The sequence below is a fragment of the Streptomyces sp. AcH 505 genome, from assembly GCF_000818175.1.
GTDB lineage: Bacteria > Actinomycetota > Actinomycetes > Streptomycetales > Streptomycetaceae > Streptomyces.
In genome coordinates this window covers 632,849-658,081 of sequence record NZ_JTIY01000002.1, presented here as the reverse complement: position 1 = coordinate 658,081, position 25,233 = coordinate 632,849, and the positions used below count along the sequence as shown (strand labels likewise).

The 25,233-nt window shown below is 70.7% G+C and carries 26 protein-coding genes and 1 pseudogene; 16 read left to right on the top strand and 11 right to left on the bottom strand.

All coding sequences use genetic code 11. From position 1 onward, the window contains the following. Positions 1-65 precede the first annotated feature (65 nt). Positions 66-644 (top strand): TetR/AcrR family transcriptional regulator, encoded by a 579-nt coding sequence (locus HY68_RS33060; RefSeq protein WP_347560675.1) that lies wholly within the window; start codon positions 66-68, stop codon positions 642-644. Here HY68_RS33060 and HY68_RS33055 read toward each other — a convergent pair. Beyond that, a pseudogene (locus tag HY68_RS33055) lies at positions 616-1,155 on the bottom strand (response regulator transcription factor); the annotation flags it as partial. The gene HY68_RS33060 and the pseudogene HY68_RS33055 overlap by 29 nt on opposite strands. Between HY68_RS33055 and HY68_RS33050 the strand changes: the two are divergent. Continuing rightward, positions 1,067-1,990 (top strand): multicopper oxidase domain-containing protein, encoded by a 924-nt coding sequence (locus tag HY68_RS33050; RefSeq protein ID WP_078864065.1) that lies wholly within the window; start codon positions 1,067-1,069, stop codon positions 1,988-1,990. The pseudogene HY68_RS33055 and the gene HY68_RS33050 sit on opposite strands and share 89 nt — an antisense overlap. Positions 1,991-2,025: 35 nt before the next feature. Here the strand turns inward: HY68_RS33050 and HY68_RS33045 are convergent, their stop codons facing one another. Continuing rightward, complete coding sequence (locus HY68_RS33045) at positions 2,026-2,985, bottom strand: zinc-binding alcohol dehydrogenase family protein (RefSeq protein WP_041998806.1); 960 nt, start codon at positions 2,983-2,985, stop codon at positions 2,026-2,028. 85 nt (positions 2,986-3,070) lie between these two features. Between HY68_RS33045 and HY68_RS33040 the strand changes: the two genes are divergently transcribed. Beyond that, the gene (locus HY68_RS33040) at positions 3,071-3,526 is read left to right on the top strand and encodes a MarR family transcriptional regulator (protein WP_041998802.1); all 456 of its coding nucleotides are present in this window, start codon (positions 3,071-3,073) and stop codon (positions 3,524-3,526) included. Between the two features lie 35 nt (positions 3,527-3,561). On the opposite strand, the gene HY68_RS33035 is transcribed toward HY68_RS33040, so the two are convergent. Next, on the bottom strand, positions 3,562-4,266 hold the full coding sequence (locus HY68_RS33035) for a TetR/AcrR family transcriptional regulator (RefSeq protein WP_041998799.1): 705 nt from the start codon (positions 4,264-4,266) through the stop codon (positions 3,562-3,564). A gap of 119 nt (positions 4,267-4,385) precedes the next feature. On the opposite strand from HY68_RS33035, the gene HY68_RS33030 reads away from it, so the two are divergent. Beyond that, the gene (locus HY68_RS33030) at positions 4,386-5,267 is read left to right on the top strand and encodes an NAD(P)H-binding protein (RefSeq protein WP_041998796.1); all 882 of its coding nucleotides are present in this window, start codon (positions 4,386-4,388) and stop codon (positions 5,265-5,267) included. 105 nt (positions 5,268-5,372) lie between these two features. Continuing rightward, positions 5,373-6,239 carry an oxidoreductase gene (locus HY68_RS33025; protein ID WP_041998794.1) on the top strand — a complete coding sequence of 289 codons (867 nt, stop codon included), beginning with the start codon at positions 5,373-5,375 and terminating at the stop codon, positions 6,237-6,239. Between the two features lie 5 nt (positions 6,240-6,244). Here the strand turns inward: HY68_RS33025 and HY68_RS33020 are convergent, their stop codons facing one another. Next, positions 6,245-7,087, bottom strand: a complete 843-nt coding sequence (locus HY68_RS33020) for a DUF1932 domain-containing protein (RefSeq protein WP_041998792.1) — start codon at positions 7,085-7,087, stop codon at positions 6,245-6,247. On the opposite strand from HY68_RS33020, the gene HY68_RS33015 reads away from it, so the two are divergent. Then, the gene (locus tag HY68_RS33015) at positions 7,086-7,355 is read left to right on the top strand and encodes a hypothetical protein (protein WP_347560674.1); all 270 of its coding nucleotides are present in this window, start codon (positions 7,086-7,088) and stop codon (positions 7,353-7,355) included. The genes HY68_RS33020 and HY68_RS33015 overlap by 2 nt on opposite strands. A gap of 7 nt (positions 7,356-7,362) precedes the next feature. Here HY68_RS33015 and HY68_RS33010 read toward each other — a convergent pair whose 3' ends face one another. Next, the gene (locus tag HY68_RS33010; protein WP_078864062.1) at positions 7,363-9,039 is read right to left on the bottom strand and encodes an alpha-galactosidase; all 1,677 of its coding nucleotides are present in this window, start codon (positions 9,037-9,039) and stop codon (positions 7,363-7,365) included. Between the two features lie 276 nt (positions 9,040-9,315). Between HY68_RS33010 and HY68_RS33005 the strand changes: the two genes are divergently transcribed. After that, positions 9,316-12,447 (top strand): glycoside hydrolase family 2 TIM barrel-domain containing protein, encoded by a 3,132-nt coding sequence (locus HY68_RS33005; protein WP_041998789.1) that lies wholly within the window; start codon positions 9,316-9,318, stop codon positions 12,445-12,447. Positions 12,448-12,513: 66 nt separating this feature from the next. Here the strand turns inward: HY68_RS33005 and HY68_RS33000 are convergent, their stop codons facing one another. Further along, positions 12,514-13,035: an ATP-binding protein gene (locus tag HY68_RS33000; protein ID WP_063779736.1), complete on the bottom strand. Its 522-nt coding sequence runs from the start codon at positions 13,033-13,035 to the stop codon at positions 12,514-12,516. Between the two features lie 255 nt (positions 13,036-13,290). On the opposite strand from HY68_RS33000, the gene HY68_RS32995 reads away from it, so the two are divergent. The 4 genes from HY68_RS32995 to HY68_RS32980 all read left to right on the top strand — a co-directional run bounded on the left by HY68_RS32995 (position 13,291) and on the right by HY68_RS32980 (position 16,215). Beyond that, positions 13,291-13,527, top strand: coding sequence for a DUF397 domain-containing protein (locus HY68_RS32995; protein WP_041998786.1), 237 nt, complete (start codon positions 13,291-13,293; stop codon positions 13,525-13,527). Between the two features lie 102 nt (positions 13,528-13,629). Then, positions 13,630-14,541 carry a DUF5753 domain-containing protein gene (locus HY68_RS32990; RefSeq protein ID WP_041998783.1) on the top strand — a complete coding sequence of 304 codons (912 nt, stop codon included), beginning with the start codon at positions 13,630-13,632 and terminating at the stop codon, positions 14,539-14,541. 137 nt (positions 14,542-14,678) lie between these two features. Further along, entirely contained in the window at positions 14,679-15,467 is a 789-nt protein-coding gene (locus HY68_RS32985) for a polysaccharide lyase family 7 protein (RefSeq protein WP_198533470.1), read from the top strand. 73 nt (positions 15,468-15,540) lie between these two features. Further along, positions 15,541-16,215, top strand: a complete 675-nt coding sequence (locus tag HY68_RS32980; protein WP_052457395.1) for a TetR/AcrR family transcriptional regulator — start codon at positions 15,541-15,543, stop codon at positions 16,213-16,215. A gap of 4 nt (positions 16,216-16,219) precedes the next feature. Here the strand turns inward: HY68_RS32980 and HY68_RS32975 are convergent, their stop codons facing one another. Next, positions 16,220-16,984: a DUF427 domain-containing protein gene (locus tag HY68_RS32975; protein ID WP_041998780.1), complete on the bottom strand. Its 765-nt coding sequence runs from the start codon at positions 16,982-16,984 to the stop codon at positions 16,220-16,222. 126 nt (positions 16,985-17,110) lie between these two features. Between HY68_RS32975 and HY68_RS32970 the strand changes: the two genes are divergently transcribed. Beyond that, complete coding sequence (locus HY68_RS32970) at positions 17,111-18,019, top strand: aminoglycoside phosphotransferase family protein (protein WP_041998777.1); 909 nt, start codon at positions 17,111-17,113, stop codon at positions 18,017-18,019. 36 nt (positions 18,020-18,055) lie between these two features. Here the strand turns inward: HY68_RS32970 and HY68_RS32965 are convergent, their stop codons facing one another. Continuing rightward, on the bottom strand, positions 18,056-18,475 hold the full coding sequence (locus tag HY68_RS32965) for a CBS domain-containing protein (protein WP_041998775.1): 420 nt from the start codon (positions 18,473-18,475) through the stop codon (positions 18,056-18,058). Between the two features lie 179 nt (positions 18,476-18,654). On the opposite strand from HY68_RS32965, the gene HY68_RS32960 reads away from it, so the two are divergent. The 3 genes from HY68_RS32960 (at position 18,655) to HY68_RS32950 (ending at position 22,130) form a co-directional block, all read left to right on the top strand. Further along, positions 18,655-19,665 (top strand): SPFH domain-containing protein, encoded by a 1,011-nt coding sequence (locus tag HY68_RS32960; protein ID WP_041998772.1) that lies wholly within the window; start codon positions 18,655-18,657, stop codon positions 19,663-19,665. Continuing rightward, entirely contained in the window at positions 19,662-20,561 is a 900-nt protein-coding gene (locus HY68_RS32955; protein ID WP_041998769.1) for an inorganic polyphosphate kinase, read from the top strand. The genes HY68_RS32960 and HY68_RS32955 overlap by 4 nt, the downstream gene beginning before the upstream one ends. A 165-nt stretch (positions 20,562-20,726) precedes the next feature. Beyond that, the gene (locus HY68_RS32950) at positions 20,727-22,130 is read left to right on the top strand and encodes a M1 family metallopeptidase (RefSeq protein WP_063779735.1); all 1,404 of its coding nucleotides are present in this window, start codon (positions 20,727-20,729) and stop codon (positions 22,128-22,130) included. Between the two features lie 66 nt (positions 22,131-22,196). On the opposite strand, the gene HY68_RS32945 is transcribed toward HY68_RS32950, so the two are convergent. Beyond that, the gene (locus HY68_RS32945) at positions 22,197-23,156 is read right to left on the bottom strand and encodes an NAD(P)-dependent alcohol dehydrogenase (RefSeq protein ID WP_042000555.1); all 960 of its coding nucleotides are present in this window, start codon (positions 23,154-23,156) and stop codon (positions 22,197-22,199) included. Between the two features lie 134 nt (positions 23,157-23,290). Between HY68_RS32945 and HY68_RS32940 the strand changes: the two genes are divergently transcribed. Then, complete coding sequence (locus tag HY68_RS32940) at positions 23,291-23,938, top strand: TetR/AcrR family transcriptional regulator (RefSeq protein ID WP_041998766.1); 648 nt, start codon at positions 23,291-23,293, stop codon at positions 23,936-23,938. Here the strand turns inward: HY68_RS32940 and HY68_RS32935 are convergent. Next, positions 23,928-24,503 carry a DUF4232 domain-containing protein gene (locus HY68_RS32935; RefSeq protein ID WP_078864061.1) on the bottom strand — a complete coding sequence of 192 codons (576 nt, stop codon included), beginning with the start codon at positions 24,501-24,503 and terminating at the stop codon, positions 23,928-23,930. The genes HY68_RS32940 and HY68_RS32935 overlap by 11 nt on opposite strands. A 107-nt stretch (positions 24,504-24,610) precedes the next feature. After that, positions 24,611-25,233, bottom strand: a 623-nt coding sequence (locus HY68_RS32930; RefSeq protein ID WP_052457392.1) for a DUF4232 domain-containing protein, incomplete at its 5' end; no start/stop codon positions are given.

Sequence of the window (25,233 nt, the reverse complement as noted above, 5' to 3'; positions counted from 1 at the left end):
GAGGTACCTCCGCTTTGACTCCGTCCGCATCCGGTCGCGCCGGCGAGCCCGCCGGGGACCGTCCCGTGCGCGCCGACGCGCGGCGCAACCGCGAGAAGCTGGTCGCCGTGGCCCGGGCCGCGTTCGCCGCCGCCGACGACACCGTGGCGCTGGAGACCGTCGCACGCGAGGCCGGCGTCGGCATCGGCACGCTCTACCGTCACTTCCCCACCCGCGAGGCGCTGGTCGAGGCCGTCTACACCGCGGAACTCGACGCGGTGACGGCGAGCGTCCCCACCCTGCTGGACGAGTTCCCGCCGGAGGTCGCGCTCCGCGCCTGGCTGAACCGGTACGCGGCGTTCATCGCGACGAAGCGCGGGATGGCGGAGACTCTGCGCGCCGGCTGGGCCTCCGGGCGGATCACGACGCCGAGCACCCGCGAGCGCGTCACGGCGGGGATCGCCGCGATCCTCGCGCGCGGGGCGCGAACGGGCACGCTGCGCTCGGATGTTGACCCCGACGACGTCACCGCGATGATGCTCGGCGTCTTCCTCTCGACGGCGGCGAGCAGCACACCGGAGCAGACCGGACGGCTGCTCGACCTCCTCGTGTACGCCCTGCGCCCGGCCTCCGCCGTCACCCCGCCGGAAGGTCGCCGGGACTGACCAGGCCGCTCTGGAAGGCGAGGACGACCGGCTGCGGGCGGTCGCGCGCGCCCAGCTTCATCATGGCCCGGTTGATATGCGTCTTGGCCGTCAGCGGGGAGACGTAGAGCCGTTCGCCGATCTCGTCGTTGGAGAGCCCCGCGGCGACCAGCGCCATGATCTCGCGCTCCCGCTCGGTCAGCCCTTCGAGCCGCACCGGGCTGGGCAGCGGGCCCGGGTGCGGCTGGGCGAGGAATCTGGCGATGAGCCCCTGGGTGGCCTTCGGGGACAGCAGCGCCTCCCCGCGGGCGACGACCCGCAGGGCGCGCAGCACGTTCTCGTCGAGTTCGAAGGTGGTGAGGATCAACACCCGTACGCCCGCGAGGTCTTCGTCCGCAGTGATCAGCCGGGTCGCCTCGATACCGTCCAGTTCCGGCATCCGGATGTCCATCAGGATCACATCGGCCCGGGTGCTGCCCGCGAGTTCGACGGCCGCACGGCCGGTGGTCGCCTCCCCCACCACCTCGAGGTCGGGCGGCGTACGCGACTACACGTATCCGCTGGACCAGCGGGCCGCGACGCTCTGGTACCACGACCACCGGATGGGGTTCACCGGTCCCCAAGTCTGGCGCGGGCTGGCGGGTTTCCTGGTGGTGACGGACGACGAGGAGGACGCCCTGCCGCTGCCGCGTGCCGCGCGTGACATCCCGTTGGTGATCACCGACAGGGCCTTCGACGGCGACGGCGCGCTGCGCTACCCGGCCATGGACCCGCAGTTGACCAGCATGCCCGGTATCGAGGCGGAGCACATGGCGGGCGCAGCCGGTGACGTCATTCTCGTGAACTGCGCTCCCTGGCCGGAGTTGGAGGTCGACGCGGCCCGCTACCGGTTCCGGATCCTCAACGCGTCCAATGCCCGCCGCTACGAGTTGGCGCTCGATCCGGTGCCGCGGAGCGGCGCTTCGTTCGTCCAGATCGGATCGGACCAGGGACTGCCGGCCGCGCCCCTGCGGCACACCACACTGCCGGTGGCGCCGGCCGAACGGTTCGATGTGGTCGTCGACTTCTCCCGTTTCCCCGTCGGCACCCGGGTGACGCTCACCAACCGGGCGGGCCGGGGCGGGACGGGGCAGATCATGCGGTTCGTCGTCGCCCGCAAGGCGGCCGACCACAGCCGGATACCCGCCAAGCTCTCCACCGTCGACCCGCTGCCCACCACGTCGAAGACGACGCGGCGCCCCTGGCCCAAGCAGTACGCCGACGTCGCGATCCGCTTCGACGACTACGCGGGCCGGTATCTGCTGCACTGCCACAACCTGGAACACGAGGACATGGCGATGATGGCCACCTTCCGCACAGGCCGCTGAGCGACGCGGCACAACGGCGCGCCTTTCGTGGTGGTCTAGGGGATCAGTACGACGCGTTGGCCGGGTGCCGTCGGGGTGCGCCATGCCTCTTCGACCTGGGCCAGCGGCAGGGGCAGCGGGTTCACCGCGAGTGCGCCGGAGCCGATCTCCCGCGCGAGGGACGGCAGTTCGGCGACGATACCGGCGGTCGTCACCGAACCCTGGCCGCTGCCCATGAGGGTGAGATTGGCCGCCCGAAGCAGAAACGAGGGCAGGGTGATGTCCTGGCCCGCCATGGAACCGATCTGGATCCACACCAGCGCCTTCGACCGGTCGCCGCGGGCGGTGAGCAGCGCCGGCATGGCCTGCTGGGTGGGCCGGCCCCACAGGTAGTCGATGACGACATCGACATCGCCCGCCGCCCCGCCGAGCCGGTCGGCGACGTCGCTCTCGTCACCGTCGAGGCTGATCACGTCGTCGGCTCCGAGGCTCTTCAGCAGGTCGAGCCGCCGCGGGTCACGACCGGCGCCGATCACCCGCGCCGCGCCCAGGTGTCGGGCGATCTGGACGGCGAGCTGTCCCGCGTTGCCGGTGGCGCCCATCACCAGCACCGACCCGCCGGGCCTGAAGTCGATCCGGCTGCGCAGCGCCACCCAGGAGGACATGCCGGGGTTCATCGCGGCGGCCACGGCGACCGGGTCGGTGCCGGGCGGCAGTGTGACGGCCCGGCGGCGGTCCACGACGGCCTGTTCGGCCATCGTGCCGAGCGCCCCGTCGGAGGCGACGAAGTAGAGGAGTTCGCCCTGTGCCGTACGGCCGACGGCGTCGACGCCGGGGATCAGCGGCAGGGTGCCGTCGGACGTGTAGTGACTCCCGTCGGCGGCCGAGCGCACCCGTGGGTGCAGCCCCACCGCCAGGACGTCGACCAGGAGGTCGTGCTCCCCCGACGCCTCGGGGGCCGGGAAGGTCTCGTAGCGGGGCGGCGTCTCGAAGGACCGGACGACTGCGGCGTGCATGAGGGCTCCCTCGGTCAAAAGGTTTGCGGCACGTACTACTTTCAAAGTAGTTCGCGCCACGTACCAGGTCAACTAAGCTGGTCCCATGTCCACGGATCCCACCGCGCCAGACAGCCCGGACGACCAGCCGCTTAACACGGTGGACGCCTTGGTGCAGCTCTCCTTCCTGATCCAGCGCGTCCTCGCCACCACCGGCGCCGCGCACGATCTGTCGATCGTCCAGATCAGGCTGCTGGGCATCCTGCGCGACCGGCAGCCGGGCATGCTCGAACTGGGCAGCCGGCTCGGCCTGGACAAGTCGTCCATGACCGGCTTGGTCAGCCGGGCGGAGAAACGCGGTCTGGTCCGGCGCTCACCGTCGCCGCACGACGGGCGCGGCGTCCTGGTCACCGCGACGCCGCTCGGCAAGCGACTCACCGACCTGTGCGCGGCCGAGATCACCCGCCGCGTCAGTGAAGTCACCGCGCATCTCACGGAGACGGAGCGTGCCCGGCTGACCCGGCTCGCCACGGCGGTCGTACGCACGGATCAGGGCGGGTAGGCAACAGGGCGGGTAGGTATCAGGGCGAGTAGGTATCAGGCTCCGGCGATACGGTCGAGCCACTCACCCAGCAAGCCCCGCTCCCGCTCGGTCAGCGCGGAGGTCTGCGGCAGGACGGCGCGCAGCGCGACGGCGGCGCCGACCGGGCCGGGCGTCGCGGGCCCCGGGGCGTCGGTGGTGACAGCGGCGATGACGGCCTCGCGGGCGAGGTCGGACAGGACGGGATCGCGGCGGTCTTCGGGCAGGGCGATCAGCATGAGCGCCGTACCGCCGCCCGCCGCGTGGATGAGCTGCACGGCGCGCTCCTCGGCGACCCGCAGCCTGCCCGCCTCCGCGACGCGGTGGATGTAACCGGCGAGCAGTTCGGACGCGGCGACGGCGGCCGGCGTGGCGGCGCCGGGGCGCGGCTCGCCGTACATGAGCGCGTACAGGGCCGGGTTGGCGAGGCTGAAGCCGATGTGCAGGTCCCAGCCTCTGCGCAGGTCCTCGACCGGGTCGTCACCGGCTTCGAGCCCCGCCTTGTCGCGCAGATAGGTGGTGAAGCCGTGGGTCGCCACCGCGTCGAGGAGCCCGCGCATGTCGCCGAAAAGCCGGTAGATCGTCGGGGCCTGGACACCGGCGGCGGCGCTGACCGCCCTGGTCGACACGGCGTCACGGCCGCCCTCGGCGAGCAGCGCGGTCGCCGCGGCGATGATGCGTTCGCGCGTGCTGTCGGCGACGGCGGAGCGACTGGCGTTCATGGCGTCAACGATAACAGGAACTCGTTATCACCGACTTTTCAGTGCTAACGTAGTTTCGTTATCACCGACAGCACGCGGGTGCCCGTGCCCGTGCCGACGGTCTCGCTCCGGAGGTTTTCATGATCGTCATCACCGCTCCCACCAGTCAGAACGGCCGCCAGGTTCTCGTCGACCTCCTTGACGGGCCGGAGCCGGTCCGCGTGATCGCCCGTGACCCGTCGCGGCTCCCGCAGGACGCACGCGAACGTGTCGAGGTCGTACAGGGGTCGCACGACGACCCTCGTGTCGTCACGGAGGCGTTCGACGGAGCTGACGCGGTGTTCTGGCTGGTGCCGCCGAACCCCCGCGCCGACAGTGTCGAGGGCCACTACCTGGACTTCACCCGGCCGGCCTGCGCGGCCGTCGGCGAGCACGGCGTCAAGCGGGTCGTCGCCGTCTCGACCCTGGGCCGCGGCATCGCGAAGAACGCCGGGCATCTGACGGCGGCGCTGGCCATGGACGAGCTGATCGAGAGCACGGGCGTGAACTACCGGGCGCTGCGCATGCCCTTCTTCATGGAGAACCTGCTCGGCCAGGTCCCGGCGATCAAGAGCCAGGGCACGTTCTACCTGGCGTCGCCCGGGGACCGTACGCTCGCGACCTGTGCGACCCGCGACATCGCCGCCACCGCGGCCCGGCTGCTGCGGGACGACTCCTGGCGCGGCCAGGAGGGCGTGCCCGTCGTCGGACCCGACGACCTCTCCCCCGACGGCATGGCGCGGGTCATGTCCGAGGTGCTGGAGCGGCCGGTCCGCTTCCAGGAGGTCTCCCTCGCGGACTACAAGCAGACCCTGCTGGGCTACGGGATGTCCGACGCGTGGGCGCAGGGCATGGTCGACATGGCGAAGGCCCAGAACGAGCAGGGCGTCTACGACCAGGCGCCGCGCGACGCCGGCGCCAGGGCCGCCACCGGTTTCCGGCAGTGGTGCGAGGAGGCGCTGAAACCGGCCGTCCTGGCCTGAGCGCGGTACGGACGGCCGCGCGAAGCGATCCGAGCGCTGCCACAGTTGTCATGCCGGGTGACACCGACGTTCCCCGGCACCCCACGGACGAAAGCGTGAGAACCCATGTCGAAGACTCTTCCCGGGGGAGCCCTCACCCTGGCCGACGACCTGACCATCAGCCGGATGGGCTACGGAGCCATGCAGTTGGCGGGGCCGGGGGTCATGGGCCCGCCCAAGGACCGGGGCCAGGCCGTCGCGGTGCTGCGTACGGCCGTCGAACTCGGCGTCACACACATCGACACCAGCGACTACTACGGTCCTGTCGTCACCAACGAGATCGTCAAGGAAGCGCTTCACCCGTACGCCGACGACCTGCACATCGTCACGAAGGTGGGGGCGCGGCGCGACGCCGAGGGCGGCTGGAACGCGGCGCTGGACCCCGCGGACCTCAAGGCCGCGGTCCGGGACAACCTCCAGCACCTCGGTCTCGACGCGATGGACGTGGTCAATCTGCGGGTCGGCGGGATGGGTGTGCCCACGGACGAGCCCATCGCGGAACAGTTCGGCGCTCTCTTCGAGCTGCGGGAGGAAGGGCTGATCAAACACCTCGGCCTGAGCAACGTCACCGACGCGCAGCTGACCGAGGCGCAGAGCATCGCGCCGGTGGTGACGGTGCAGAACCTGTACAACCTGGCCAACCGGCAGGACGACGCGCTGGTGGCGCGGTGCGCGGCCGAGGGCATCGCCTTCGCCTCGTTCTTCCCGCTCGGCGGCTTCAGCCCGCTGCAGTCGCAGACCCTGGACGACGTGGCCGCACGGCTGGAGGCGACTCCCCAGCAGGTGGCGCTGGCCTGGCTGCTCCAGCGCTCGGCGACGTCCGTGGTCATCCCCGGTACGTCGTCCGTCGACCACCTGCGCGAGAACATCGCGGCGGCCCAACTGGTCCTGCCCGCCGACGCGCTGGCCGAACTGGACACGATCGGCGGCTGACCCGGTCAGTCCGGCCGCTGCTCCGACATCCGGCGGTACAGCTCGGCGGCCGCGCGGGAGAAGCCGTCCGGCATCCCCAACTCGGCCATGGTGTCGGCGGCCTCGTCCATCTCGCCGGCCCAGCGCCACGCCGTCGTCCCGGCCTTGCCGCTGAGCGCGGTGAGCCGCTGGTCCAGGTCGACCCCGGCGCGGGCCAGTTCGGAGCGCAGCTCGGGGGCGACGCCCGCCTTCTCGGCTGCCTCGGCGAGCAGCAGCCACGCGGTCGGCAGCGCCTTGCTCTGGAGCGCGAAGCACGCCTTCAGGGCACTGGCGCTGCCGAGCGGGCCGCCGAGCACCCGCGCGTCGAACGGCGATCCTTCGAACAGGCCCGCCACCGCTGCGGCGTGCGGCCCTGCCAGCCACAGCACGCTCTGCCCGTGCTCCCAGGCCGGCGGCCCGATCACCGCGCCGTCCACCACCCGCTCGGCGCCGAGCGTGCCGGCGATCGACCGCATGGTCGCTGTCGACACCGCGTTCGCGTCCAGGTACAGCGGCCGCTCGTCCGCTTCCCGGGTCTTCAACGCGGCGGCCACCTGCTCCGCCACGTCGGCCGCCGCGTGCGGCGGACAGATGGAGATCACCAGATCGGAGCGCCGCACCAGCGCGGCGAGATCGGGAACCGCGACGAGATCAGCCAGCTCGGCCCGCTTGGACGTCGCGTACGACCGCCCGGCGGCGGCCCACAGAACCTCCCCGGCCCTGCCCTTGAGCGCGGCCCCGATCGCGGCCCCCATGGCCCCGGGATGCAACACCCCAACCACCGGCCGCCGCCCAGGGCCGCCCCAAAACTCCTGAAGGTTCTCGCTCATGTTGAGCATTATGGTCGGAGCCCGGCGCTGCGGCCGGGGCGCACAGATCGATGTCCGGGAGGCGGCGCGCGTGAGGTTCGTGCTTGAGGTCGACTTGAACGAGGGGAAGGTGGCGGAGGACGCGGCCGGTGAGTTGGGTCGCGTCCTCCGTTACTGGGCCGGGAATCTGCACCACTACGAGCTGAAGCCCGGGGACGGTTCGCCCGTGTACGACTCGGACTACCGCGAAGTGGGGCAGTGGCGCGTCGTCGGGGAGCCCGGCGACTGACCTCCCGTCAGGCGAGCCGCCACTGCTGGTTGGCGCCGCCGTTGCAGTTCCACAGCTCCAGCGGGGTGCCGTTGACGTTGCCGGCCGGTTCGTTGCCGCCGGTGACGTCGAGGCACAGCCCGGACTGGGTTCCGGTGACCGTGCCGTCGGGGTTCAGCCGCCACTTCTGGTTGGCCCCGCCGTTGCAGGACCACAGCTGGACCTTCGTGCCCGGGGCCGTTCCGTTGTCGTCGGCGTCCAGGCACTGCGTGCCGCCGTACAGCCGCAGTTCACCCGCCGCCGTGGGCGTCAGCGTCTGGTTGGCGCCGCCGCCGCAGTCCCAGATCTCGATCTTGGTGCCGGGAGCCGTCTGGTTGTCGAACGCGTCGACGCAGCGCCCCGAGGACGCGCTGACGAACGCGTGGTTCGTGCCCACGCTCGTACCGGTGCCGCGCGACACCCGGTACATGACGACGCCGTGTCCCGGCACGGTGGCCGAGATGCTGCCGGTGGTGCTGGTCAGCTGGTTGGACCAGAGGTTGTCGAGCCGGTACGAGGAGGCGGCGGGCAGACCGACAGCCGCGGCCGATGTGGTGATCGTCGCCGCCGAGGCGTTCTCGTTGAACAGGACGACCGAGACGTCGCCGCCGGCCAGCGGCTTCGCCAGTACGTCGAGGCCGCCGGACGAGGACACCTGGGTGCCCTGCTTGCCGAGCGAGTCCTGGTCGACGCCGATGACCTTCTGGTTCTTGTAGAGGGACAGGGTCGCCGCCGACGCCTTGCGCAGATCGGTGCCGGCGATCAGCGGCGCCGCCATCTCGGCCCAGAGGCTGAACTCCGCGCGGTCCTCCGTGAAGGACATGCCGTTGCCGACCTCCAGCATGTCGGGGTCGTTCCACGCACCGGGCTTCGCGTACTGCGCGAGTGCGACGTTGGTGTGGTAGATCGAGAGCATCGAGCCGTACGAGGCGTTGATGTCCCCGGTGGTGCGCCACAGGTTGCCGGTGCCGGCGCCCCAGGTCCACACGTTGTCCTCGCCCCACTCGCAGAGGCTGTAGACGATGGGCCGGCCGGTGGCCGCGAGCGCGTCCCGCATGGCGTTGTAGCGCTGCTCCCAGGGCACGCCCTGGTTGTTGCAGTTGTCGTACTTGAGGTAGTCCACGCCCCAGGCCGCGAAGCTGTTGGCGTCCTGCTGTTCGTGGTTGAGGCTGCCGGGGTAGCCGGCGCAGGTGGCGGTGCCGGCGCTCTCGTAGATGCCGAGCTTGAGTCCCTTGCCGTGGACGTACGCCGCTGTGCCGCTGATCCCGCCGGGGAACTTGACCGGGTCGGGGACCAACGCGCCCTGGGCATCCCTGGTGTGGGTCATCCAGCAGTCGTCGATGTTGACGTAGGAGTACCCGGCGTCCTTGAGGCCGGAGGAGACGAGGTAGTCGGCGGTCTGCTCGACGAGTTGCTGGGTGACGTCGCAGCCGAAGGCGTTCCAGTCGTTCCAGCCCATCGGCGGGGTCTTCGCGAGACCGTTGTCGAGCGCGGGGCCGCTTGCCGCGGCGGGGGCCTGTGCCACGGCCGGAGTCTTCGCCACGGCCGGGCCACCGGCGGCGGCCCGCGCACCCGCGGCCTGGGCGCCCGCGACGGGACCGAGGACGACCAGCGCGGTGACGAGGGCGAGCAGGAGGGATCTTGGGCGTCGTGCGAAGTGCGACATGACTCCTCTTTTCGTGGGGTTCGAGGAAGCGCTGCCGAACACAGACGATCGGAATTGACGCTCTGTGTTGAGGTGGACGCCCGACAGTGTGTGCTTGTGTCCGATTGACGGTCAAGACACTTCGCAAGAAAACGAAAGGATCGGCACGACTCTTGACGACCCACAGAAGCTGACTGCGAGAATCCGCTCGCCGATGAGTGATTCTGTTGACTACTGATCACTTCTGGTCAATCGGCTGGCATTCGTGTCATGTGAACGAAGAACCGGAGAGTTACCGTGGCAGTCAATCGCAGGTCGTTGCTTGCAGCCGGCGCCGCCGGATCCCTCGTGGGGGTGCTCGCCCCGGGTACCGCCTCGGCCGCGCCCTCGACCGCAGTCCCGGCCGCCGGTACGGCCCGCGCCTCGTCCGGCCGTACCCTCCCCCTCACCGACGGATGGCGGTTCGCCCTCGTCAACCCGGCGGGTATCACGGACCCGACGGGCGCCTTCGCCGACGCCGCCGAGCCGGGGTACGACGACTCGAAGTGGCGCGCGGTCGCCGTACCGCACGACTGGAGCATCGAACTCACCCCCACCACCGAGTCGGGCACCACCGGCGGCACCGGCTTCCTGCCCGGCGGCCTCGGCTGGTACCGCAGGTCGTTCACCCTGCCCCGCGACCTCAAGGGCCGGCGGATCTCTGTCGAGTTCGACGGCGTGTACATGGACTCGTACGTCTACTGCAACGGCACGCTCGTCGGCAACCACCCCTACGGCTACACCGGATTCGCCTTCGACCTCACCGGCCTGCTGCACACCGACGGCAAGACCACCAACGTGATCGCCGTCAAGGTGCAGAACCAACTCCCCAGCAGCCGCTGGTACTCCGGCAGCGGCATCTACCGGGACGCCCGGCTCGTGGTCACCGATCCGGTCCACGTGGCGCGCTGGGGCACGGCGGTCACCACGCCGGACCTCGCCCGTACCATCGCCTCCGGCCGGGGCACCGTGCACGCGCAGATCAGCGTCGTGGACGACTCGGGCTCCGGCGCCGACGTCACGGTCGTCTCCACGGTCCGCGACCCGGAAGGACGTACGGTGGCCAGCGCCAGCTCGCACGTCAAGGCGGGCACCGAAGCGGCCGACACCACGCAGGAGTTCACCGTACGGGGGCCACGGCTGTGGTCCTTCGACACGCCGCACCTGTACAGCCTGGAGACCGAACTCCGCGTCCACGGCCGGACCGTGGACACGTACCGCACACCCTTCGGCTTCCGCTACATCACCGTCGACCCGGACAACGGGCTGACGCTGAACGGGAAGTACGCCAAGCTCCAGGGCGTCGACCTGCACCACGACCAGGGCGCCCTGGGCAGCGCGATCAGCACGGACGCGCTGACCCGCCAGATGACCATCATGAAGTCCATGGGCGTCAACGCCTTCAGAACCTCGCACAACCCGCCGTCGCCGCAGATGATCGCGGTCTGCGAGAGCCTGGGCATCCTGATGATGGTCGAGGCGTTCGACTGCTGGCAGCGCGGCAAGAACACCTACGACTACGGGCGCTTCTTCGACGAGTGGAGCCAGGCCGACATCACGGAGATGGTCAAGGCGGCCCGCAACTCCCCCGCCGTGCTGATGTGGTCCATCGGCAACGAGATCCCCGACTCCACCAGCGAGGCCGGGCTCGGCATGGCGCAGAGCCTCATCGACGCCATCCGCGCCGTCGACACCACCCGGCCGATCGTGATCGGCTCGGACAAGTACCGCTCGCTGCCCGCCGTCGGGTCGGCCGCCGACCTGATGCTGGCGAAACTCGACGGGCTGGGCCTCAACTACAACACCGCGGCCTCGGTGGACGCCCTGCACGCGCGCTATCCCCACCTCTTCCTCTTCGAGTCCGAGTCCTCGTCGGAGACCTCCACCCGGGGGTCGTACCAGGAGCCCGAACATCTCAACACCGGGGAGAACTACACCCCGGGCAAGCGGGAGGCGTCCTCCTTCGACAACAACCTCGCGTCCTGGACCATGAGCGGCGAGTACGGGCTGAAGAAGGACCGGGACCGCAAGTACTTCCTCGGCGAGTTCCTGTGGTCGGGCACGGACTACATCGGCGAGCCCACGCCGTACAACGTCTTCCCGGTGAAGGCGTCGTTCTTCGGCGCCGTGGACACCGCGGGCTTCCCGAAGGACACCTACCACCTCTTCCGCAGCCAGTGGACGAGCGAGCCGATGGTCCATCTGCTGCCCATGGACTGGACGGGGCACAAGCCCGGCGACAGCGTCGAGGTGTGGGCGTACGCGAACGTCGAATCGGTGGAGCTGTATCTGAACGGCAAATCGCTCGGCGTGCGGACCTTCGACACCAAGAAGACGAAGGACGGCCGGAGTTACCTGGAGACCACCGAGGCGAGCGGCGACGACAAGACCGTGGTCTCCGGTGCCTACCCGGGGAGTTACACCAGCCCGAACGGCAGCGCCGGCAAGCTGCACCTGGTGTGGCACGTGTCCTTCGCGCCGGGAGAGCTGAAGGCCGTGGCGCGCAGGCGCGGGCGGCAGGTGGCCACCGATGTGCTGCGCACCGCGGGCGCGCCGCACGCCGTGCGGCTCACCACGGACCGTGACACCTTCGATGCCGACGGCCGTTCGCTGTCGTACGTGACCGCCGAGGTGATCGACTCGCACGGGGTCGTGGTGCCGGACGCCGACGACCTGATCTCCTTCCGCGTCACGGGCGGCTCGCTGGCGGGCCTGGACAACGGACGCCAGGAGAGCGCCGAGCGGTACCAGGCGTCGACCAGGACCGCGTTCCACGGCAAGGCGCTCGCCATCGTGCGGGCCGGCGTCAAGCCGGGGCGGGTCGCCGTGACCGCCGAGGCGCACGGGCTGCGGCCCGCGACCGTCACCGTACGCGCCGTCGCCGCGCCCGTACTGACCCGTACCCCGGCCGTGGCGCTGAAGCCCGACCCCGGTCCCGGCGCCCCCAGCTACCCCCTGGCGGACGCGAGTTACTCGGGTGCGTCGAACTCCCTGCCGGCGGCGATGCTCGACGGAAGCGCGACCACCGGCTGGTCGAACGCCTTCTCCAAGAGCGCCACCGCACTGCTGCCCGCCTTCTCCGGGGCACGGGCCGCCGACTGGGTGTCGGTGACCTGGGAGCGGCCGCGCAGCCTCACCGAGGTGGAGGTGTCCTTCACCGTGGACGCCAAGCACTCGCTGCCCGCGTCCGTCACCGTCTCGTACTGGGACGGGAGGAAGTACGTACCGGCGCGGCACCAGACGGTCACCTGGGCGACCGCCTCGGACCAGCCGACGGTCCTGGCCTTCGACCGGCTGACCACCGAGCGGCTGCGGTTCGACCTGACGAGCGCCCGTCCCGGCACCGCTGACGGAGCGCAGCGGATCACCACACTGTCCGTGCCGGAGTGACGCGTCCGCACGCCTGACGGCAGACTCCGCGCGCCTGACGGCGGACAAGGAGCGGGACGGCTCACCTCACCTGAGCCGTCCCGCTCCTTGTGCGTGGCGCGGTGAGAGCCGCGCGCCTTCGCTCTCGCGCCGGCACGAGACGGCCGCCCAGACCGCTTTCCCGTCCGTGTCGGGGGTGGTCCAGCCCCAGGTGTCGCTGAGGCAGTCGACTATGTGCAGTCCTCGTCCCGACTGGGCGAGATGGTCCGCTTCCTTGACCTGGGGAACGCGGGCGCTGTGATCGCACACGGCGAACAGCACCGTGCCCTCGCGGCGCATCAGGCCCAGCCAGACGGCTTGCGTAGGAGAGGACCAGGCTGGGAAGCCGCCGAGTCCGTACCGCAGGGCGTTGCTGAGAAGTTCGGAGACGATCAGCGCCGCGTTGTCCACGAGCGGGCTCAGCGCCCAGCGGTTCAGGATGGTCCCGGTGAACCGGCGCCCCTCGCCCACCGCTTGTCTGTCGGCCGACAGCGCGCGTGCGGTGAATCCGGCCGAGGTGTCCGGAGTTGTCGTGTCCGGCTCGTCGAACGGGAACGCGTCGCGCGACACGCGCTCCAGCAGACGGCCGACGGGAGCGCCCGGTAATGCGCCTAAGGGTCCGGTTGAGCCAGATGTCATCGCGTTCTCCGTGGGGGCCGGTGGTGACACGTGGGTGATCGGCGCCCACTATCCCCCTCCAAAGGATGGTGCCGCAACTGCATCTGCAATTACAGTCGTTGGAGTGCAGTTGCGGCCTCAAGTGCAGATGCAATTGCATTCGGGTGACGCCTGGTCAGGCGCGCGAGTCAGCAAGGAGTGGGTGGAATGACAGAGTTCGAGAACGGAACACGGTCGGACCAGATCGACGGCGCGGCGTGGCGCAAGAGCCGGCACAGCGCCCCCGGCGGCAACTGTGTGGAGGTCGCCGAGCTGTCCGACGGCAGCATCGCGGTCCGCAACTCCCGCCATCCGCAGGGTCCGGCGCTGGTCTACACCCGCGCCGAGATCGCCGCCTTCGTGGCCGGGGCCAAGGACGGAGAGTTCGACGGACTGACCCACTGAGCGGCATCGCGGGGCGGCGAACAGCCCACCCGCTGTACGCGACGGGGTGCGGGATGGAAGACTGGGGCTTTCGTGTCCGCGTAGTGACTTACGGGAGTTGTCATGACCGCCATGCCGCGGCCGTCCGGTGAACAGCCTTCGTTACGACGCTACTTGGACCAACCGATCGGGCCGACCGCACTGCGCATCCTGCTGGGCGGCCGACTCCGGCGGCTGCGCCAGGCGCGTGACATCTCGCGGGTGGACGCGGGCAAGGCGATCCGGGCGTCGGACGCCAAGATCACCCGCATGGAGCGCGGCCAGGTCGGCTTCAAGCAGCAGGACGTCGCTGACCTGCTGACGTTCTATCGCATCCTCGGCGACGAAGAGCGCGCCGAATATGTGGAGATGACCAGGCAGGCCAATCTGCCGGGCTGGTACCACCAGTACAGCGATGTGCTGGAGAACTGGTTCGAGCTGCACATCGGCCTGGAAGAGGCGGCCTCGCTGATCCGCACCTACGAGGTCCAGTTCCTGCCCGGTCTCCTCCAGACGCCCGACTACGCCCGTGTGGTCACCCGACTCGGCTACCCGGACGCGTCCGATTCGAAGATCAACCGCCTGGTCGAACTGCGCATGGAGCGCCAGAAGCTGCTCACCAGGCCGGGCGCCCCCACGCTCTGGGCGGTCGTCGACGAGGCGGTCCTGCGCCGCCCCTTCGGCGGGGCCAAGGTGGTGCGCGCACAGCTGGAGCACCTTCTTGAGGTGACCCGGCTGCCCAACATCACACTGCAGATCGCGCCGTTCAGCGTGGGCGCGCGAGCCGCGGCCGGCACGCCGATCACCATCCTGCGCTTCAACGAGCCGGACCTGCCGGACAAGGTCTATCTGGAGCAGCTGACCGGCGCGGTCTATCTCGACAAGCAGGAAGAGATCGACCAGTACTCGCTGATCATGGACCGGCTGGTCACCGAGGCGGAGCTGCCGCAGGAGACCGTGCCCCGGCTCGAAGCGCTCCTCAAGCAGGGCGACTGACGCTCGGCGTTCCGCGGGTACGGCCTTTGGCGACGGGGGTGTTGACCGGTCGAGCGGTGCGTGTTACTTACATGTGGCGCCTATTGGACTAGACCTGGTGCACCCCACACACCGTCGAGCGCCGAAGGACCCCCCACATGATGATCCGCTCCAAACTGCTCGCGACAGCGGCCGCCATGGCCTTCGCGGGTTCGCTCACTCTCCTGAGCGGCACGAACGCCGACGCCGCCATAGCCGCAGACCCGTCGGTCGCGCCGGGCGGCAACTTCAATCTGTCGGTCTGGCAGCTCCAGGAGCCGGTGGGCTCCCCCGGCTCGCCGACCACCATCTCGTCGTCCCGGCTCCAGGGGGCGAACGGGTTCCAGGACTCGTACTTCTACACCGACACCCGCGACGGCGCCATGACCTTCTGGGCGCCGGAGAAGGGCGTCACCACGCCGAACTCCAACTACGCCCGGTCCGAGCTGCGTGAGATGAACAGCAACGGCAGCGCGGCAGACTGGTCGCTCAGCGGCTCCCACCGGCTGAGCGCGACGCTGCGCGTGGTGTCCGTGACGTCGAACGTCTGCGTCGGGCAGATCCACCTCGGCAGCGGGGGTTCGTCCACGAAACCGCTGATCGAGCTGTACTACCACTCGAACGGCGACATCGTCGCGGGGATCGAGAACTCGCCGGACGGCGGCCAGACCCCGCACACCGTGGGTCATGTGTCGATCGGCAAGACGTGGACGTACACGATCGCCGTGTCCGGCGGCAACACGATCGACCTGACGGTCAACGGCAGCACGACGCACTACGCCATCCCGTCGTCCTTCAACGCCTACAAGCAGTACTTCAAGGCCGGCTCCTACAACCAGTCGTCCTCCGACAGCACCACGAAGGGCGCGCGCGTCGCGTTCTACGGGCTCACCGTGTCGCACGGCTGAGAGACATGACAACGGATCCCGTAACCGAGAGTGATACTATCGGTTACGGGATCCGTTCTCATGAGGAGTCTCGATGGACGAGCACGGCGCGCCGGGGCCGGACGGCAGCGCACCGCCCGCCGGGCGGAAACGGCCCGTGCGGCGGGCACAGCGCCGGGACGCCGCCGAGAACAGGGAGCGCATCCTGGCAGCGGCCCGGGAGGCCTTCCAGACGTCCGGTCCTGGCGTCAGCATGGAGGTCATCGCGCGGGAGGCGGGGATAGGTCCGGCCACGCTCTACCGGCATTTCGTCTCCAAGGACGCCCTGGTCTCCGAACTCGTCTCCGCCTTCTACGACAAGCTGCTGCGCCTCGCCGCCGAGGCGGGCCGCCATGAACCGGACGTCGCTCTGGGCGAGTTCCTGCGGACCGTCGGCTGGCAGATCGCCACCAGCCGCGGGATCCTGCCCCGGTCGTGGGGCGAGCTGGCGCGGCCCGAACAGGTCAGCAAGCTCCAGGAGATGACCGCCGAGCTGCTGGCCGGCGCACAGCGCTCGGGGACCGTCAACAGCCAACTCACCCTGACGGACGTGGCGATGGCCGTCTGGGCGCTGCGCGGAGTCATCGAGACGTCCGGTTCCGTCGATCCGGACGTGTGGCAACGCCATCTGGCCGTGGTGATGGCGGGTTTCCGGGCCGACCGTCTCGATCTGCGCCGGCCGCCGCTCGAAGCGCCGGACATCGCGCGGGCCGCGGCTGGCGAGGTGTGAGGGGCTACCTGGCCCGTGGCAGCAGCGCCCCGTCGACGTACAGGTCGACGCGCTCGTTGTAGAACGTGATCATGCCGGCGACGCCGTCGACCTGGTTCGTCGGGTGGTCGTACGCCCAGGCGATGTCCTCATGGGCGCCGACCTCGCTGTCGAACGACCAGTAGCCGCTCGTCGTGCCCTTGTACGGGCAGCTGCTCACCGTGTCGGTGGGGCGCAGCCTGGTCAGGTCCACGTACGGGGGGTCGAGGTAGTACCGGGTCGGCAGGCCCGTCTCGAACAACTTGACGCAGTGCGGTGCGTCCGCCAGCACGACCCCGTCGACCTCTACGCGGACGCTGCTGGAGGAACGCCGCGTGTCGACGCGGGCGTAGGGGCTCCGCGGATGGACGAAGACCAGCTCGTCCTCCTCGAACCACGAGTCCAGCGCCACCCACTCAAAACGGACGGTGCCGTGCAGCGGCTCCGGGGCGTCGTCCGCCCAGACCCACGCGGCGCCCGCCCGGAGCTCGGAGCCGACCCGCAGGCTGTGCCGCCGCGCCGACCCGGCGCCGCGCTGTTCACTGTGCCCTTCGTCGACGAGCGTTCCGTCGACCAAGTCCTCGACCGGGATGCTGAATTGGGGATACGGGCGGCGCTCCCAGACGTACAGCGCGCGCCGGGTGTCGAAGGCGATGCGGCCGCCGACCGTCCCCCTGACGCGCCGGGGCACCGGCTCGACGTGCCCGACCGGCACGATCAGCCCCGGATACCGCACACTCTCGTCCGCCATGGGTGATCCCTCGGTCCACGGGTCGGATCCTGCCTCTTCTTCCAGAGAATCACGGATCAACGCCACGTGCGCGGCACGGTGCGAAATTGCGTTGCCGGGGAGGGGCCCGGAGGTGATGATCGGCGGATGCTCTCAACTCCCCCGGACGGTCGCGCCGGAATCGACGCGGCCCTGGTCGAACGACTGATCGCCGCGCAGTTTCCGCAGTGGGGCGGGCTGCCGGTCACACCGGTCTCGGTGGACGGCTGGGACAACCGTACGTACCGCCTCGGCGAGCGGCTAACGGTCCGGTTGCCCACGGCCGCCGGCTACGTTCCGGCCGTCGCCAAGGAGAACCGCTGGCTGCCCCTGCTGGCGCCGTCGCTGCCGGTAGCGATCCCCCCGGTCCTGGGTGCGGGGGTTCCGGGCGAGGGATATCCCTTCCCGTGGTCCGTACGGGGCTGGCTGGACGGCGAGACCGCCCAGCCGGAACGCGTCGGCGACTGGCGGCAGTTCGCGATCTCGGTGGCGGAGTTCCTGCTCGCCCTCCAGCGGTGCGACGCCACCGGCGGGCCGCTCGGCGGGGAGCACAGCTGGTACCGGGGGGCGTCGCCCGCCCACTACGACGACGAGACCCGCCGCTGTCTGACCGCGCTCAAGGGGCTGATCGACACCGAGCGTGCGGCGGCCGTCTGGGAGGCCGCGCTGGCCACGGAGTGGACCGGCGATCCTGTCTGGTTCCACGGTGACATCGCGCCCGGCAATCTGCTCGTCAAGGACGGGAAGCTGGTGGCCGTCATCGACTTCGGCACATCGGGGGTCGGTGACCCCGCCTGTGACCTGGTCATCGCCTGGGGGATGCTCTCGGGGGACAGCAGGGAAGCGTTCCGGCGCACCGTCGCGCAGGACGCGGGCACCTGGGCGCGGGCCAGGGGCTGGGCGTTGTGGAAGGCGATGCTGGTGCTCAGCCAGTCGGTCGGGTCGGACCCGGCGCTGGCGGCGGTCAACCGGCACATCATCGGTGAAGTCCTGGACGATTACGCCGAGTTCGGCTGAGCAGGCCCCAGCGATCGGTTCGCCGACCGGCTTCGTTCAGTGGTTGGCCTCGGAGCCGGTCAGTGCGGCCAGCACCTCGTGCGCGTGCGCCGTCCCGGCCAGGTCGCCGAGGGTGAGCAGTCCCACCAGGTGCCCGTCGTCCGCCACGACGGGCAGCCGGCGCAGCCCGTGGGCGGACATGGTCTCCGCCGCTTCGCACACCGACGTGTCGGGACCGACGGTGGTCAGATCCCCGGAGACGGCGGCGAGGGCCACCGCGGGGCCCGCGATGGTGCCCTCGGCGACGACACGTACCACGATGTCGCGGTCCGTGACGATGCCGTGCACCCCCTCGTCCGACGTGACCAGCACACATCCCACGTCCGCGTCGCGCATGCAGGAGGCCACGGACGTGAGGGACATGTACGGCGGCACGGTGACGAGGCTCGTACTCATCAGTTCACGTACGTAATGCATCGGCGCATCCGAATCGTTGTGGGCGCGTCCTTCGCTCCAGTCTGGAACACGCCCCGCGCTGCCGCATCCGCGTAATCGTCGCCACCGTCATCGTCACCCCATTTCGTCTCGTTGACGAGAACGAAGCGGCCCGCTATCGTCGTACTGACGAAAAGGTCACCGACCCAAGGGGGGTTCCCATGGCCGACATCACCCGGCGCTTCGGCTGGCGCCATCTGCGTTCCGCGCCCACGGCCCACATCCGCCACCACAAGCGCGGCGAACTGGTCCACGACGGCCCAGGACAGAGCTTCTGGTTCCGCGCGCTCTCCGCCGCGATCTCGGAAGTACCGGTCGAGGACCGCGAGTTGGCCATGATGTTCCACGCCAGGACTGCCGACTTCCAGGACGTGACCGTGCAGGCCACCGTCACGTACCGGATCAGCGACCCGGCCGTCGCGGCGGGCAGGGTCGACTTCTCGGTCGACCCGGACAGCGGCGGCTGGCGGGCCGCGCCGCTGGAACAGCTCGGCACGCTGCTCACCGAGACGGCGCAGCAGCACGCGCTGGACGTGCTCTCCCGTACGCCCCTCGCGGTCGCGCTCGCGGACGGCGTCGCCTCCGTACGCGACCGGATCGGCGCCGGGCTGACGGCCGAGCCCCGGCTGCCGGCCACCGGTATCGAGGTCGTCGCCACCCGGGTCGTGGCGATCCGCCCGGAGGCGGACGTCGAGCGTGCGCTGCGTACCCCCGCACGCGAACTGATCCAGCAGGAGGCCGACCGGGCCACCTACGAACGGCGTGCGGTCGCGGTGGAACGCGAGCGGACCATCGCCGAGAACGAACTGTCCAGCAAGATCGAACTGGCCCGCCGCGAGGAGGAGTTGGTCGAGCAGCACGGCACGAACGCCCGCCGGGAGGCCGAGGAGAGCGCGGCGGCCGACGCCGTAAGGGCCGAGGCCGAGGCGTCGCGTACGGTCCGGCTGGCCAAGGCGGAGGCCGAGGCCGCGCGGGAGAACGGCGACGCGCGGGCCGCGGCGCAGACCACCTGGCTGCGCGCGCACGCCGAGGTGGACACCGCGACCCTGCACGCGCTCGCCGCGACCCTGGTCGCGGGGAACCTGCCGCACATCGACAACCTGACCCTCTCCCCCGACGTCCTGACCGGACTGCTCAGCCGGCTGGGCAACGCGGACGGGGCCCGGCCGTGAGTCTCGCGCCGCGCGCCGTGCTGGTGCGCCGCATCAGCGAGTACGAGGAGCTGCTCGCCCGGCACGGCACGCACGGCCAGGCCGCGTTCTTCCTCTCGTCGCGCGGCCGGAGCATCGACGAGGTGCTGCTGCGCCACGAACGGCTGCGCCAGGCCCTGGTGCAGGTCGCTGCGGCCGTACCGCTGCGGTGGCGGCAGGCGCAGGTGGAGCGGGCGGATCTGGACCGCTTCCTCTTCGCCCCCGAGGACGTGGTGGTGGTCGTCGGCCCTGACGGTCTCGTCGCGAACGCGGCCAAGTACCTCGCGGGACAGCCGGTGATCGGCATCGACACCGACCCGGGCCGCAACCCCGGCGTCCTGGTCCGCCACCGCGCGTCCGACACGGCAGCGCTGCTGCGGGCCGCCGTCGCGGCGTCCGGCACGTACGACGAACTCACCATGGTCGAGGCGGTCACCGACGACACCCAGCGGCTGCTGGCGCTGAACGAGATCTACGTGGGCAGCGCGAGCCACCAGACGGCCCGCTACCGGATCGGCCCCGACGACGGCTCCGTGCCCATGGAACAGCAGGCGTCGTCGGGCGTCCTCGTCGGCACGGGAACGGGCGCCACAGGCTGGCTCAGCTCCCTGCGCCAGGAACGCGCCACCGCACTGCCCCCGCCGGCCCCGACGGACCCCCGGCTCGTCTGGTACGTACGCGAGGCATGGCCGTCACCGACCACCGGCACGGCCCAGGTCGAGGGCGTACTGACCCGCCGCGACTCGCTGCGCCTGACGGTCGAGTCCGACCGGCTGATCGCCTTCGGCGACGGCATGGAGAGCGACGCGCTGGAACTGACCTGGGGCCAGTCGCTACGCCTGAACACGTCGGCGACGACACTGCGGCTGCTGAGCTGACCGGGTACGGATCGTGCGGCGCGCTGTGGCGTGACGCCCGGCGCGGCTTGTTGCGCCACGTGAAAGTTCTGCGACAGCGGAGGAATTCGGGTGACCAGGGCACTTCGCCTTCCTAGAGTCACCGTGTACCTGCCATCTTCTGCTCATCGCGTCGGAGGAATTTCTGTGCGCAAGAGAGTCATCACGTCCACTGCCGTCGCCCTCGGCCTGATGCTGGCGATCCCGGCGTCCGCCGCCGGGGCCGGACCCGGGGATCCCGGTATCGGCGACCCGTACTACCCGACCTACGGGAACGGCGGCTACGACGTCTCGCACTACGACCTGAACCTCGACTACCAGCCGGCCACCGACCGGCTGTCCGGCACCGCCACGATCACGGCGACCGCGACCCAGGGGCTGACCAGCTTCGACCTGGACTTCGCACTCGACGTGAGCAAGGTACGGGTCAACGGCCGTACCGCGCGGTTCGCCAGTAGTGGCGAACAGGAGCTCGTCGTCACGCCCGACCGGCCGATCTCGCGCGGTCACCGGATCACCGTCGCCGTCACCTACTCGGGTGTGCCGTCCACGGTGAAGCGCTACGGGTTCACCTCCTGGCAGCGCACCCCGGACGGCGGGGTCGCGGCCAACGAGCCCGAGTCCGCGTGGTGGTGGTTCCCCAGCAACGACCACCCGCTGGACAAGGCGAGTTACGACGTGACCGTGCGGGTGCCCAAGGGCTCGCAGGCGGTCAGCAACGGCTCGCTGCTGTCGTCGCGTACGGCGGGCGGCCTCACCAGCTACCACTGGCGGCAGAGCAAGCCGCAGGCCACGTATCTCGCGACGCTCGCCGTCGGCAAGTTCGACATCACGCACAGCCGCACCCGCGCGGGCGTGCCCGTCGTCAACGCGTACAGCAAGGATCTGGGCGCGAACGCGGCCAACGCCCGGGCCAGCGTGGAGCGTACCGGCGAGATCATCGACTTCCTGAGCGGCTACTTCGGCCCGTACCCCTTCGACTCCGTCGGCGGTTACGTACCGAACGTGACGTCGGGGTTCGCCCTGGAGGCGCAGACCCGGCCGTTCTACAGCCCGAAGTTCTTCGCCAAGGGCCCCGACACCTCCGTGGTCGCGCACGAGTTGGCGCACCAGTGGTGGGGCGACGACGTCTCGCTCGCGCGCTGGTCCGACATCTGGCTGAACGAGGGCTTCGCCGGCTACGCCGAGTACCTCTGGGCCGAGCACGAGAAGACCGGCACCCCGCAGGAACTCGCCCAGCAGGTGTACGACGCGCACCCGGCCGACGACCCCTTCTGGACGGTCAAGCCCGGTGACCCCGGGGCGCAGAACCAGTTCGACGACGCCGTCTACGACCGGGGCGCCGTCGCCATCCAGGCACTGCGCACCACCATCGGCGACCACGACTTCTTCGCCCTGCTGAAGGCGTGGCCCGCCAAGCACCGGTACGGCAACGGCACCATCGCCGAGTTCCAGCGGCTCGCGGAGAAGCTGTCCGGGGACGACCTCGGCGACTTCTTCCAGACCTGGCTGTACACCCCGGCCAAGCCGGCGGTGTTCCCCGCTCCCTGACGAGGCGTCAGCGACGGCGGGCGGGGCCGTGCTCCGGCCCGCCCGCCGTCGTCGTGGCCGTCGTCGTCACACGATCTGGACGACGTGCTTCCCCCGTACGCCGCCCGCCTCCAGCGCCCGGTGCGCGGCCACGATGCCGTCGAGCGGGTGGACGGTGTCCACGACGGGGCGGATCGCACCGCTCTCCACGTACCCGGCCAGTTCGGCGAACAGATCGTGCCGGGGGTTGCCGCTGAAGAAGCGCACCCGGCGCGATCCGTAGACCGTCGAGGTGACGAGGTACGACAGCGAAGGCAGCAGCCGGTCGAGGTCGAAGGCGATGGACACCATGCGACCGCCCGGGGCCAACAGCTTCCGGTACGCGGCGTGTTCGCTGCCGACCGTGTCCAGCACGACATCGAACGTGCCGAGTTCGGACGGTCCTGTCGTCGCGTAGCTCAGGACCTCGTCGGCGCCCAACTCGCGCACGAAGTCGAGGTTCTTGGGGCCCACGAGGGCGGTGACATGGGCGCCGAGCGCCTTGCCGAGCTGGACGGCGACGCTGCCGACGCCACCGCTGGCGCCCCGGACCAGCAGGCGCTCGCCCGGGGCGAGACGTGCCTTGGCCTTCAGGGCCGTGATCGCGGTCGTACCGGTCGCGGGCAACGACGCGGCCTCCACCAGGGTGCTGCCCTTGGGGGCGAAGGAGAGCTGCCGGGGGCGGACGGTCACGTACTCCGCCGTGCTGCCGAACCGGCCGCGCGGCAGCGCCCCCCACACCCGGTCGCCCTCCCGCAGCCCGGTCACCGAGCCGCCCGTCGCCGCGATCTCGCCGGCGAAGTCGATGCCGGTCCGCTGCGGAAAGCTGCGGCCGGTCACCAGGCGTACCCGTCCGGCGCGGCCGGCCAGCTCGCCGCCGTTGACGCTCGTCGCATGGACCCGGACCAGCACGTCACCCGGTCCCGGGGACGGCGCCGGTGTGTTGCCCACGTACAGCACATCGGGCGGACCGTAGCTGTCGTAGAGCGCGGCGCGCATCTCGTTCATCTGGGATTCCTGTTCTCTTCCCCGCCCGCTGCCGACAACCGGGCAGCACAAGTGGCGAGGGGCTTCCACTTAGACTGTCATCACGTTAACGCGACAACCGGAAGGCACCTTCCGTCTGAGTGAAAGTGAGAGACATGCCTGCTCAGCCCTCTCAGGAGCCGGCCGCGCTGCGCGCCGACGCCCGGCACAACCGGGAGCGCATCCTCAAGGCGGCGCGCGAGACGTACGCCGCCGACGGGATCGACGCGCCGATCACCACGATCGCCCGGCGGGCCGGGGTCGGGGTCGCGACCCTGTACCGGCGGTTCCCCACCCGCGCCTCGCTCGTCACCGAGGCGTTCACCGAGCAACTGGCCCACTGCGTGGCGGTACTCGACGAGGCGCTGGCCGATCCCGACCCCTGGCGCGGCTTCTGCTCCGTCGTCGAGAAGGTGTGTCTGATGCAGGCGGCCGACCGCGGCTTCACCGACGCCTTCCTCACCCAGTTCCCCGACGAGACCGCCTTCGACCAGCAGCGGAGCCATGCCGAGCGCGGCCTCGCCGAGCTGGTGCGGCGCGCCAAGGACGCCGGGCAGCTGCGCGCGGACTTCGACCACACGGACGTCACCCTCGTGCTGCTGGCCAACGGCGGTGTCATCGCCCGCTCGCGGCAGGGCTCCCCGGCCGCGACCCGGCGGCTGGTCGGCTATCTGCTCCAGTCCTTCCGGGCGGACGGCGCGCGGCCGCTGCCGCCGCCCGCACCGCTGGACCTGGACCAGATCTACGGGCCGGTCAGTCGGTGACGGCGATGTGGTGCGCCAGGGCCGTCACGGCCAGCTCCCCGTGGTCGGCCCAGTTCTTGAAGGCCACGGTCTTGTGCGTGGTGGACGCCGGGGGCGTGATCTCCAGGTAGGAGGCGTGCGCCGCACCCGAGGTGCCGGTGTTCGCGTGCGTCCACGCGAGGACCGCCTGGGCCACCTGGCCCGGCTTCAGCTCGACGAGCTTCTTGCCGGGATTGCCCGCGTACCAGGTCGAGCCCCAGTCGGTGCGCGTCGTCAGCGCCTTGTGCTGGGCGTTCTCCAGGCCGAGGCCCGGGTATCCGAGCAGCGCGCAGGTGTGGCTGCTCGTGTTCTTCAGCTCCAGCACCGCGCCCTGGTGGTTCATGCCGCCGGCCAGCGGCTGGTGCAGCGAGGCCGCGAGACCCGCGGCGGTGCAGGTCGGCAGCGCGGCCCCCGCACCGGTTGACGCGGTGCCCGCCTGCGCCGCTCCGACGCCGGTCACGGCCGCCAGGGCGGTGGCCGCTGCGGCCACGACGATCCTGCGCGTCATCCGCTTGCCCGTGGCGTGCGTTCCGTCGTACTTCATCATCTCTGTCGCCTCTCTCCGTCGAACCGTCGAGCCGGACAACACATTCGATGCCGCCCGCGCCGGGAAAGTTCACGCGGGGACAGCAGCCTTCTCGGGGACAGGCACCTTCAGGGAGCGGTGCCGGGGTTGAACGCACCGACCTTGGGGACGGAGTTCTTCTGCGGGTTGGGCACGGGGCCGCCGGACCAGGTGACCTTGATCGACGCGGTCTCGTCGGGCGGGGTGAGCCGCACGGCGGCCGGTGTCACCGTGGAGGCGCCGGTGACGCCCGGGTTGGTGAAGCTCAGCGGCGCCCAGGCACTGCGCCCGGGTGCCAGGCGCACCGCCGCGGTCGACGAGCCGGTGCGTACCGGATTCCCCGACACCTGCTTTCCCGCGCTGTTGACGAACGCCAGGCCGGGAAAGCCGTGCACGGTGCAGGTGCGGCCCGAGCGGTTGGTGAGGACCAGGGCGAAGTTCTCCTGGCCCGCGCCCGGGTCGTTGGGGCCGACCGAGGCCGACAGCTCCGAGGTGTGGCAGCGGCTGCTGGCAGCCGGGGCAGCGGGCGTCGCGGCGTCCTTGCTCGGCGGCGTGGAGTGCGTGCCCGAACTGTGCGAGGCGGGCGGCGGCGCGCTGCCGGGGTCCGTGCTCTCTCCGGCCGTCGGCGTCGGCGCCGCGCTCGACGCGTCGCCGCTCGCGGGTGTCGCGGGCCCCGAGACGGACTCGGGGGCCGCGGCGGACCCCGACGCTT

Bases quoted from the DNA above. Each gene is read 5' to 3' on its own strand.
- HY68_RS33010 (WP_078864062.1), bottom strand. From the start codon at position 9,039: ATGTCGCACTTCGCACGACGCCCAAGATCCCTCCTGCTCGCCCTCGTC.
- HY68_RS33015 (WP_347560674.1), top strand. From the start codon at position 7,086: ATGTTGAGCATTATGGTCGGAGCCCGGCGCTGCGGCCGGGGCGCACAG.
- HY68_RS33045 (WP_041998806.1), bottom strand. From the start codon at position 2,985: ATGCACGCCGCAGTCGTCCGGTCCTTCGAGACGCCGCCCCGCTACGAG.
- HY68_RS32985 (WP_198533470.1), top strand. From the start codon at position 14,679: ATGATGATCCGCTCCAAACTGCTCGCGACAGCGGCCGCCATGGCCTTC.
- HY68_RS33030 (WP_041998796.1), top strand. From the start codon at position 4,386: ATGATCGTCATCACCGCTCCCACCAGTCAGAACGGCCGCCAGGTTCTC.
- HY68_RS32990 (WP_041998783.1), top strand. From the start codon at position 13,630: ATGACCGCCATGCCGCGGCCGTCCGGTGAACAGCCTTCGTTACGACGC.
- HY68_RS32960 (WP_041998772.1), top strand. From the start codon at position 18,655: ATGGCCGACATCACCCGGCGCTTCGGCTGGCGCCATCTGCGTTCCGCG.
- HY68_RS32995 (WP_041998786.1), top strand. From the start codon at position 13,291: ATGACAGAGTTCGAGAACGGAACACGGTCGGACCAGATCGACGGCGCG.
- HY68_RS33050 (WP_078864065.1), top strand. From the start codon at position 1,067: ATGTCCATCAGGATCACATCGGCCCGGGTGCTGCCCGCGAGTTCGACG.
- HY68_RS32980 (WP_052457395.1), top strand. From the start codon at position 15,541: ATGGACGAGCACGGCGCGCCGGGGCCGGACGGCAGCGCACCGCCCGCC.
- HY68_RS33040 (WP_041998802.1), top strand. From the start codon at position 3,071: ATGTCCACGGATCCCACCGCGCCAGACAGCCCGGACGACCAGCCGCTT.
- HY68_RS33035 (WP_041998799.1), bottom strand. From the start codon at position 4,266: ATGAACGCCAGTCGCTCCGCCGTCGCCGACAGCACGCGCGAACGCATC.
- HY68_RS32965 (WP_041998775.1), bottom strand. From the start codon at position 18,475: ATGCATTACGTACGTGAACTGATGAGTACGAGCCTCGTCACCGTGCCG.
- HY68_RS32970 (WP_041998777.1), top strand. From the start codon at position 17,111: ATGCTCTCAACTCCCCCGGACGGTCGCGCCGGAATCGACGCGGCCCTG.
- HY68_RS32945 (WP_042000555.1), bottom strand. From the start codon at position 23,156: ATGAACGAGATGCGCGCCGCGCTCTACGACAGCTACGGTCCGCCCGAT.
- HY68_RS33020 (WP_041998792.1), bottom strand. From the start codon at position 7,087: ATGAGCGAGAACCTTCAGGAGTTTTGGGGCGGCCCTGGGCGGCGGCCG.
- HY68_RS33025 (WP_041998794.1), top strand. From the start codon at position 5,373: ATGTCGAAGACTCTTCCCGGGGGAGCCCTCACCCTGGCCGACGACCTG.
- HY68_RS32940 (WP_041998766.1), top strand. From the start codon at position 23,291: ATGCCTGCTCAGCCCTCTCAGGAGCCGGCCGCGCTGCGCGCCGACGCC.
- HY68_RS32935 (WP_078864061.1), bottom strand. From the start codon at position 24,503: ATGATGAAGTACGACGGAACGCACGCCACGGGCAAGCGGATGACGCGC.
- HY68_RS32975 (WP_041998780.1), bottom strand. From the start codon at position 16,984: ATGGCGGACGAGAGTGTGCGGTATCCGGGGCTGATCGTGCCGGTCGGG.